Source organism: Chryseobacterium sp., from assembly GCF_022712095.1.
Lineage (GTDB): Bacteria > Bacteroidota > Bacteroidia > Flavobacteriales > Weeksellaceae > Chryseobacterium.
In genome coordinates this window covers 1-10,024 of the sequence record NZ_JALAHD010000061.1, presented here as the reverse complement: position 1 = coordinate 10,024, position 10,024 = coordinate 1, and the positions used below count along the sequence as shown (strand labels likewise).

Here is a 10,024-nt window from a genome sequence, read left to right as displayed (position 1 = left end):
CCTTTATAATAAGCCCGATGCAGGGATGAAATTCTTGGTGATAAATATAGCAAAGGATCTTTTTTGGATAATTTTTTCCTTAATTATTTTGGAGCATACCCGAAATAATTTTCTATTCCTTGTTCTTTGTTTTATAGCAGCGTCTTTTTTTATTTATTTCTTCGTAATAAAACTGATCAACAGGTCCTGATTTTTTTGATGATAAAAATCAATTTTTAGTATTGGTAATTTTTAATAAAATCAATATATTTGCACACGATTAAAAAAGAGATATGAACAGAAAGATTTCTTCATTATTTTTCGCATTTTTATTTATGTTTATGAGTGGTTTAGTATCTGCTCAGCATACATCGGAAGGCGAAGAGTTAGCTGAAAAAGTAGAGCATACAGAAAGTGAGAACTTCAATGCTACCAAAATGATCATGGAACACATTGGTGATTCGAATGAATGGCATTTATGGACTACAAAAGATGAAAACGGTGAAGAACACCATGTTTCTATCCCTTTGCCTGTAATCATTAAAGATAAAGAAGGATGGCATACTTTTCTTTCCAGCAGTATTGCTCACGGTCATGAACATGATGGGTATACAATGGAGCATGGACAGGTAGTTTCTACTAAAGGTATTGAAAAAGCTACATTATTTGCTATAATAGGAGGGAAGCAGAAAGCTGATGATGTTTTCTTTGATCTTTCCATTACAAAGAATGCGGCTTCTATGCTTTTGTCTGTTATCTTTATGATGATTGTATTCATAGGAATGGCAAGGAATTATAAAAAGTCTCAATTACCAAAAGGTTTTGGGAAATTAATGGAGCCTGTAATCGTATTTATAAGAGATGAAGTGGCTATTCCGAATATCGGATCAGTTAAGTATAAAAAATATATGCCTTATCTTTTAACTGCATTTTTCTTTATCTGGTTTAATAACCTTTTCGGACTGGTTCCTTTCTTCCCTGGAGGTGCTAACCTTACAGGTAACATAGCAATTACAGCTGTATTAGCAATTATTACATTATTAATCACATTATTCAGTGCAAATAAAGATTACTGGAAGCATATCTTTATGCCACCGGTTCCAATCTTATTATATCCGATCATGGTTCCGATTGAAATCATTGGAGTTTTCACAAAACCATTTGCCTTAATGATGCGACTTTTCGCAAACGTTACAGCAGGGCATATCATGATCTTAGCAATTATCTCCCTGATCTTTATCTTTAAAACCCCGTTTTTAGGATTTGCATCTGTACCACTGGCATTATTTGTTTCGGTATTAGAGTTATTGGTAGCGGCATTACAGGCTTATATCTTTACAGTATTATCTGCATTGTTTATAGGTATCGCAGTGGCAGAGCACGATCATGGTCATGAAGAACATGCTCACTAATTAGAAAAAATAATTTTTAACTAAATATTTAATATTATGGATTTATCAACTGGAGCAGGATTAATTTACGTAGGTATCGGTTTAGCAGTACTAGGAGTAGGTCTTGGTATCGGTAAAATCGGTGGTCATGCGATGGATGCTATTGCTAGACAACCGGAGCAAGCTGGTAAGATTCAAGGAGCAATGCTTATTGCTGCTGGTCTTATTGAAGGTGCTGGTCTTATCGCAATTATCTTTGGTGCTTTCATCAAGTAATTATCCTCAAAAAAATATTCTTAGCAGTAAAGCGGTTGGCTGCTGCTAAGAATTTTAAAAACAATCCATAATTAATACAATTAAAAAAAGAATTTACAGATATGGGAATTATTGAACCTGGAATTGGACTTTTATTTTGGATGACGCTTACATTTGTTATCCTGTTGTTTCTTCTAGCAAAATTCGCTTGGAAACCAATTGTAAATGCTGTTAATGATAGAGAGACTTCTATTGTAGATGCATTAAACCAAGCAAAATTGGCTAAAAAAGAAATGGAAGATCTTAAAGCAGATAATGAAAGAATTATTCGTGAAGCTAAAATTGAAAGAGACGCTATTCTTAAAGAAGCAAGAGAAATTAAAGATAGAATTGTAGGAGAAGCTAAAGATGCAGCTAAAGCAGAAGGAGATAAATTAATCGCTGCTGCTAAACAAACTATCGAAGCTGAAAAGAATGCAGCAATGGCAGATATTAAAACTCAGATCGGTGCTCTGTCTGTAAATATTGCAGAATCTATCTTAAAGCAAAAGCTTGATAATAGTGAAGCTCAAAATGAGCTGGTTCAAAATTATTTAAACAAATCTAACCTTAACTAAGAATGCTTACATCTAAAGTAGCTAAAAGATACGCACAAGGTTTGCTTGATTTTACTAATGAATCAGGGCAAACAGCTACTGTATTTTCTGAAATGAAAGATGTAGTGAAACTTATGTCTGAATCTAAAGATCTGAATAAGTTTTTCCTTACACCTTACATTGATTCTAAAAAGAAAATAGAAGTAGCAAACGAAGTTTTCAAAAGCTTATCACATTCTTCTCAAAACCTGATCAAATTAGTGATCAAGCAAGGACGTGAGAATCAATTGAAAAATATAGCTCAGGAATATATCAATAAAGTGGAAGATATTAACGGAGTACAGAGAGTAACATTAACTACTGCTACTTCAATTTCAAAAGAAAATATCGACCAGATTATAAAATCTACCAATCTTGTTAAAGATTCTAATTTTGATTTGAATGTAACAATCAATCCTGAGATTTTAGGAGGATACATCCTAAGAGTGGGAGATCAGCAGATCGATGCATCTGTGAAGACCAAATTAAATCAAGTTAAAAAAGATTTTCAATTAAATTAAGAAAAACAACCATACAATGGCAGAAATAAATCCGGCAGAAGTATCTGCGATCTTAAAACAACAATTGGCCAACTTCGATACTCAATCCAATATTGAGGAAGTAGGTACGGTTTTAACCATCGGTGATGGTATTGCTCGTGTATACGGGTTAGAAAACGTACAATACGGAGAGTTGGTTAAATTTTCTAGTGATGTAGAAGGTATTGTACTTAACCTTGAAGAAGACAACGTAGGGGTTGCTCTTTTGGGAGAAAGTAAATTAGTAAAAGAAGGAGATACAGTAAGAAGAACCAACAGAATCTCTTCTATTAAAGTAGGAGAAGGAATGTTAGGAAGAGTAGTAGATACTCTTGGTAACCCTATTGATGGTAAAGGTCCTATTTCTGGGGATTTATATGAAATGCCATTAGAAAGAAAAGCTCCCGGAGTTATTTACAGACAGCCGGTAACTGAACCATTACAGTCAGGTATCGTTGCGATTGACTCTATGATCCCTGTAGGAAGAGGACAGAGAGAGCTTATTATCGGTGATAGACAAACAGGTAAAACTACTGTTGCTATCGATACGATCATCAACCAAAAAGAATTCTTTGATGCAGGTAAGCCTGTATATTGTATATATGTTGCTATCGGTCAGAAAGCTTCTACTGTAGCACAAATCGTTAAAACTCTTTCTGATAAAGGAGCTTTGGCATATACTGTAATTGTTGCGGCTAACGCATCAGATCCGGTTCCAATGCAGGTATATTCTGCAATGGCAGGTGCTGCGATAGGTGAGTTCTTCAGAGATACAGGTAGACCAGCTTTGATCGTTTATGATGATTTATCTAAACAAGCTGTTGCTTACCGTGAACTTTCTCTGTTATTAAGAAGACCACCGGGACGTGAAGCTTACCCTGGAGACGTTTTCTATCTTCACTCAAGACTATTGGAAAGAGCAGCTAAAGTAATCGCTGATGATGAAATTGCTAAGCAGATGAATGACTTACCAGAGTCTCTTAAGCCAATCGTAAAAGGTGGTGGATCATTAACTGCACTTCCGATTATTGAAACTCAGGCGGGGGACGTTTCTGCATATATTCCGACTAACGTAATCTCTATTACAGACGGACAGATCTTCTTGGAATCTGATCTATTCAACTCAGGGGTTCGTCCTGCGATCAACGTAGGGATCTCTGTATCGAGAGTAGGAGGTAATGCTCAGATCAAATCAATGAAAAAAGTATCTGGTACACTTAAATTAGACCAGGCTCAATATAAAGAATTGGAAGCGTTTGCTAAATTTGGTTCAGACCTTGATGCTTCCACGTTAGCTGTAATCTCCAAAGGAGAAAGAAACGTGGAAATCCTTAAGCAGCCGGTAAACTCTCCACTTCCGGTAGATAGCCAGGTAGCAATGATCTATGCTGGAACTGAGAACTTATTGAGAAATGTTCCTATCAGAAAAGTAAAAGAATTCCAACATGAATATATTGAATTCTTAAGATCAAAGCATCCTGATACAATGGCAGCTATTAAAGCAGGTAAAATCGATAATGAGATTACTGATGTTCTTAAGCAGGCAGCTAACGATTTAGCTTCAAAATATAACTAAAAAATTCAATGTTTAAGGTTTGAAGCTTAGCTTTGAACCTTGAACTTTAAACATTGAAAAACATACAATGGCAAACTTAAAAGAAATACGAGGAAGGATAAGCTCAATTTCATCTACGATGCAAATTACAAGTGCTATGAAAATGGTTTCCGCAGCGAAACTTAAAAAAGCACAGGATGCAATCGTAATGTTGAGACCTTATTCCGAAAAACTACAGGAAATTATCCAGAATGTAAATTCTAGTTCAGATCCTGATCAGGTTTCTATTTATGCACAAAAAAGACAGGTTAAAAGAATCCTTTATATTGCTGTGACTTCAAACAGAGGTTTAGCCGGAGCTTTTAACTCTTCAATTGTAAAAGAACTGAACAATCAGTTTCAGAATAATTCTCAGTATGAAGTAGAAATTCTTACAATTGGTAAAAAAGTTTTTGATGCAGTAAGAAAGAGCCGTACTGTTTTTTCCAATGAGAGTGCTGTTTATGACAATTTAAACTTCGATACTGTTGCTAACGTTACTGAAGGAGTAATGAGCAACTTCAAAGAAGGTAAATTTGATGAAGTTTATTTAATTTATAATAAATTCGTTAATGCTGCTACTCAGGAAGTTACTACAGAACAGCTTCTTCCTATTTCAATGCCTGAAACTACAGAACCTCAGGTGGAAACAGATTATATTTTCGAACCCAACAGAAACGAAATTTTAGATAATCTAATTCCTAAGTCAATCAAGACCCAGGTATTCAAAGCAATTCTGGATTCAGTAGCATCTGAACACGGAGCCAGAATGACAGCAATGCATAAAGCGACTGATAATGCTCAGGCTTTGAAAAATGATTTAGTAATTTTCTACAACAAAGCAAGACAGGCTGCTATTACAAACGAGATCTTAGAAATCGTATCCGGAGCAGAAGCTTTGAAAAACTCGTAAAATTATTTTAATATAATATTAAGCACCGAGGTCTATCGGTGCTTTTTTTGTTATTTTTATTTTATATATCTTTGTAAAAAATTATAAATATTTAAATGGACTCGGACATAGTCAGGCTTTTGCTAGCCTTGTTTCTTGTATTACTAAATGGCTTTTTCGTAGCCGCTGAATTTTCCATAGTTAAAGTTCGTTACTCACAAATCCAATTAAAAGCTGCAGAAGGTGATTCTATGGCTAAGCAGGCAGAACACATTATCAAGCATCTTGATGAATATCTGTCGGCAACTCAGTTGGGAATTACATTAGCTTCTCTTGCATTAGGCTGGGTAGGGGAAAGTGCACTGCATCATATGGTAGAAAGTGGATTTTATTATTTCAATATAAGCCTGAGTCAGGCAACTATTACTTCAGTTTCATTGATAGTCAGTTTTGTTTTGATTACCATTATGCATATCGTTTTTGGTGAATTGATACCAAAATCGATTGCTATCAGGAAATCTGAATCGACTACAATGGCAACAGCAGTACCATTGAGAGTATTTTATACTGTTTTTAAACCATTTATTTGGTTAATGAATTCCATGTCGAATGCATTTCTGAGAATAATGAAAATACATCCTGCTTCAGAACAGGAAATCCACTCTACGGAAGAACTTCAGCTTTTGGTAAAACAAAGTGCTGATAGTGGTGAAATTGAAGAGGAAAATTATGAAATCATAAAAAATGCCTTTGATTTTACAGACCATTCTGCCAAGCAGATTATGGTTCCAAGACAGAATATAACCTCTATTGATTTTGAAGAAGATATCAATGTTATTATTAATAAAATCATGGAGAGCGGATATTCCAGAATTCCCGTATATGTAGATTCCATAGATAATATTATCGGTGTTTTTTATACAAAGGAGATTATTCGGGAATTTGTAAAAAGAAAAGGGGAGCTTAATCATGATGGTTTAAAAAGTTTGATGCGGGAGGCTTTCTTTGTGGTTGGAAGTAAAAAAATATCTGATTTACTAAAAATATTCCAGAGTAAAAAGCAGCATTTGGCAATTGTTATTGATGAATTTGGCGGTACAGAAGGTATTATTACTCTTGAAGATATTTTAGAAGAACTTGTAGGGGAGATTCAGGATGAAGAAGATGATGAAGATAAAATCGTAGATAAAATAGGAGATAATATTTATTGGGTACAAGCAACTCAACCATTGGATGAAATTAATGAGTTTCTGCCTAAGAAATTACCTCTTTCTGAAGAAAGTGAATATAATTCATTAGCTGGTTTTATTTTATATGAACTTGAAGATATACCGGAGGAAAATCAGGAGTTTGACCTTGAAGACTATCACTTTAAGATTCTTAAAATGAATAATAAAAGTGTAGAGCTGGTGGAACTGGTATATGATGAACCTAATATTATCAATGAATTATCTGATAAAATAGAAGTATAAACGCTATAATAAAATGACTTTTTATAACAGCATAAAAGACTACGAAGATCCGAAACGTCAGTATGAAGAAGAAGTTCTCGTTCTGGAAGATACGGATGATGTCTATAAATTGGTGCTACATAATGATGATATACATACTTTCGATTATGTAATTGAATGTCTGATAGAAATATGTAAGCATACTCTGGAACAGGCTGAACAATGTACTATTCTTGTCCATTATAAAGGTAAATGCACTGTGAAAACCGGCTCGATGGATTTACTGAAGCCTATGCATGAAAAATTAATTTCAAGAGGATTAACAAGTGAAATAATTTAAAAGCTGTAATTTTAATTACAGCTTTTTTGTGATTTAAACTTATTACGTCAATTGATTTTTTAGAATTTTATATATGTGTAATTTTTATTAATTTAGCAGAAGAATTATTAAAATACACATGATGAAATGGAGATTTACTTTATTTTTTATAGGTTGTCTGCTTTGCTTTTTAAGAGTAACTGCCCAACAATCTTCTTTTGAAATCCCTGCTAGAAAGTGGATTGATAATAACTCCAGAAGTTTGGGAATTCAGAGTTTTAGTGAACTTAAACTCCATTCTGTTAAAAAATCTAATAGCGGAGAAACCCTTAGATTTCAGCAAATGATTCATAATATACCGGTTTTTCAAGCTGAAATTATCATACATTTTAATAAATCCGGGAAAATTACATATACATCCAGTGACAGTTACAAAAGATCAGTACAGGAAATAGATACTACTCCTGTATTATCCTATATTGAAGCAGCAGATAAAGCTCACGGAGCAGCGAAGATAAAAGGAGATATAACGTATGAAGATAATAAACTATTTGTGTGGGTAACTGATAAAGGAGAAACTAAGCTTGTTTACAGGGTGGTTACCAATTCCTATGAAAGTCCTGAAAGCTGGGAAACCATCGTAGATGCAAAAATAGGTGAAATCCTTAGTATCAAGAATATTGCACTTTATCACCATGGAAACAGGAGTCATTCTAAGAACCCTAAAAAAAATAAAAAAAACTTAGAAAAGTCTTTATCAACGGGTAATGCCTACATTTATAATCCGGATCCTTTGTCAAAGACAGGGACAGTGTATGGAGGGCAATATGTGGATAATAATGATGCTACTAATTCTAGTCTGGATAATGCTAGGAGTCTTGTTACATTATCTGATATAACATATATGAATAATCTATACATGCTGAAAAATTCTTATGTGGAGATTAAAGACCTAAGCACCCCTAACACGGGTTTATTTTCTCAGGCTACCAGTCAATTTTTATTTAACAGAAGTGAATTGGGTTTTGAAGCGGTCAATGCTTTCTGGCATATAGATAACAGCTTAAGGTACATTAATGAAACGCTGGGAATTGTATGTAGACCTGAGACGAATTCAGGTGTGGTTTTTTATGATCCTCATGCTCTCGATGGAGCTGATAATTCAAGATATACGGTAGCCGGAACTTTGGAATTCGGACAGGGAAATGTAGACGATGCTGAAGATGCAGATGTTATTTTGCATGAATTGGGGCATGGAATCCATCATTGGCTATCCGGCGGCCTTTCAAATAATGACGGATTAAGTGAAGGAGTAGGAGATTATTGGGCACAGTCATACAGTCGTAGCTTAAATCAATGGAATACATCCTCACCTCAATATAACTGGGTATACAACTGGGATGGCCATAATGAATTTTGGAATGGCAGGATTACCAATTCTACGATGTTATATCCCGGATCAGGATCCTTTTACGACAGAGCCCAGATATGGGCTTCCGCATTGATGAGAATTTACGATAAAATTGGAAAAGAGAAAATTGATAGGGCTCTTTTGGAAGGTTTAATGATGACAAGTTCTGCTTCTACTCAGCAAGAAGCATCAATAGCAGTGAGACAGGCAGCCATTGATATGCTGGGTAAGTTTGGTTTTACCTGCGAGGATATTGTTACGATAACTAATGAATTTAAAGCGGCAGGCTATACATTACCAGCCTATAAGTGCGAAGGAAAAATTGATGAAGAAGATGGTGTCTCTATTTATCCTAATCCTGTTTCAGATATTCTGATTGTCACTCTTAAATTAGACAAAGAAGAAAATGTAATTATTTACAATATGGAAGGAAGAAGGGTGATGGAAACAATTCTGAGAAACGGAGAAAACCGTATAAGTGTTTCATCCCTTAGTAGTGGTGTATATGTGCTAACGATAAAAAGCACCAAATTTTCCAGTAAGTTTATAAAGAAATAAGATGACGGTTTATTACGATACAGACGTTTTTGTTATGGATTTTCTATAAGGAATATTTTATTTGCATTCATCTAAAATAGTATATTTGTAGAAACTATAGAAGAATGCTTGTAATAGGAATTGCAGGAGGGACAGGATCCGGCAAAACTACGGTTGTTGATAAGATTATCCAACAGCTCGATATCGAAGGAATGAATATTCTTTCACAGGATAATTATTATCATGATAATCCGCAGCTTACATTAGCCGAAAGAGAGGCGCTGAATTATGATCATCCTAAGTCGATAGACTTTGATCTTATGATAAAACATGTGAAAGCATTAAAGAATAACGAATCCATTGAACAGCCCGTTTATAGTTTCGTTACTCATTCCAGAACCGGAGATCATGTAACAGTAGAGCCTAAAAATGTATTGGTAGTGGAAGGAATTCTGGTACTTACCAATAAAGAGCTTTTGAAAGAGTTTGATCTGAAAGTATTTGTACATGCAGATTCAGACGAAAGACTGATCAGGAGGATCAGAAGAGATACCCAGGAAAGAGGGAGAGACTTAAATGAGGTACTTCATCGTTACCAGACTACACTTAAGCCTATGCATCAGGAATTTATTGAGCCATCCAAAAATGAAGCGGATCTCATTATTCCTAATATGAGACAAAATTCAGTAGCAATTGATTTTTTAACTACTGTTATCAAAAATTCTTTGAGAAAGTCCTGATATGGCAGAAAAAGACCTAATAAAAGATATTAAACCGAAATCAGAAACGTTGAAAGTTCTTCAGAAATATGTTCTGAATAAATATGTGATTACTATTTTTCTTTTTTTGGTTTGGATGATCTTCTTTGATAAAACTTCATTTTTGGTAATTAATGAACTTAATGGAGAAATCAATAAATATGAAGATCAATTGGAATATTATAAATCTGAGTATAAAAAAAATGATGACTTTTATAAAAAGCTCATGAATAATAAATCAGAAAAAGAAAAGTTCGCCAGGG

Annotated in this window: 11 protein-coding genes; all 11 read left to right on the top strand. The window is 34.4% G+C overall.

What is annotated here, in order from left to right; all coding sequences use genetic code 11:
- Positions 1-272 precede the first annotated feature (272 nt).
- A complete protein-coding gene (gene atpB, locus Q0A18_RS02995; RefSeq protein ID WP_292008687.1) occupies positions 273-1,391 on the top strand; it encodes a F0F1 ATP synthase subunit A in 1,119 nt (372 codons plus the stop codon).
- A gap of 36 nt (positions 1,392-1,427) precedes the next feature.
- Complete coding sequence (locus Q0A18_RS02990) at positions 1,428-1,646, top strand: ATP synthase F0 subunit C (protein WP_007844726.1); 219 nt, start codon at positions 1,428-1,430, stop codon at positions 1,644-1,646.
- Between the two features lie 101 nt (positions 1,647-1,747).
- The gene (locus Q0A18_RS02985) at positions 1,748-2,242 is read left to right on the top strand and encodes a F0F1 ATP synthase subunit B (protein ID WP_292008686.1); all 495 of its coding nucleotides are present in this window, start codon (positions 1,748-1,750) and stop codon (positions 2,240-2,242) included.
- A gap of 2 nt (positions 2,243-2,244) precedes the next feature.
- Positions 2,245-2,781 (top strand): ATP synthase F1 subunit delta, encoded by a 537-nt coding sequence (gene atpH / locus Q0A18_RS02980; protein WP_292008685.1) that lies wholly within the window; start codon positions 2,245-2,247, stop codon positions 2,779-2,781.
- A gap of 16 nt (positions 2,782-2,797) precedes the next feature.
- On the top strand, positions 2,798-4,375 hold the full coding sequence (gene atpA / locus Q0A18_RS02975) for a F0F1 ATP synthase subunit alpha (protein ID WP_292008684.1): 1,578 nt from the start codon (positions 2,798-2,800) through the stop codon (positions 4,373-4,375).
- A gap of 67 nt (positions 4,376-4,442) precedes the next feature.
- Entirely contained in the window at positions 4,443-5,306 is an 864-nt protein-coding gene (gene atpG, locus Q0A18_RS02970) for an ATP synthase F1 subunit gamma (RefSeq protein WP_292008683.1), read from the top strand.
- Positions 5,307-5,401: 95 nt separating this feature from the next.
- Positions 5,402-6,757, top strand: a complete 1,356-nt coding sequence (locus Q0A18_RS02965; protein ID WP_292008682.1) for a hemolysin family protein — start codon at positions 5,402-5,404, stop codon at positions 6,755-6,757.
- 13 nt (positions 6,758-6,770) lie between these two features.
- A complete protein-coding gene (locus Q0A18_RS02960) occupies positions 6,771-7,076 on the top strand; it encodes an ATP-dependent Clp protease adaptor ClpS (protein WP_292008681.1) in 306 nt (101 codons plus the stop codon).
- A 121-nt stretch (positions 7,077-7,197) separates the two neighbouring features.
- Entirely contained in the window at positions 7,198-9,024 is a 1,827-nt protein-coding gene (locus Q0A18_RS02955; RefSeq protein WP_292008680.1) for a T9SS type A sorting domain-containing protein, read from the top strand.
- A gap of 83 nt (positions 9,025-9,107) precedes the next feature.
- The gene (gene udk, locus Q0A18_RS02950; protein WP_363315939.1) at positions 9,108-9,743 is read left to right on the top strand and encodes a uridine kinase; all 636 of its coding nucleotides are present in this window, start codon (positions 9,108-9,110) and stop codon (positions 9,741-9,743) included.
- A 1-nt stretch (position 9,744) separates the two neighbouring features.
- Positions 9,745-10,024: septum formation initiator family protein (locus Q0A18_RS02945; protein ID WP_292008678.1), on the top strand; the 280-nt coding region annotated here is incomplete at its 3' end.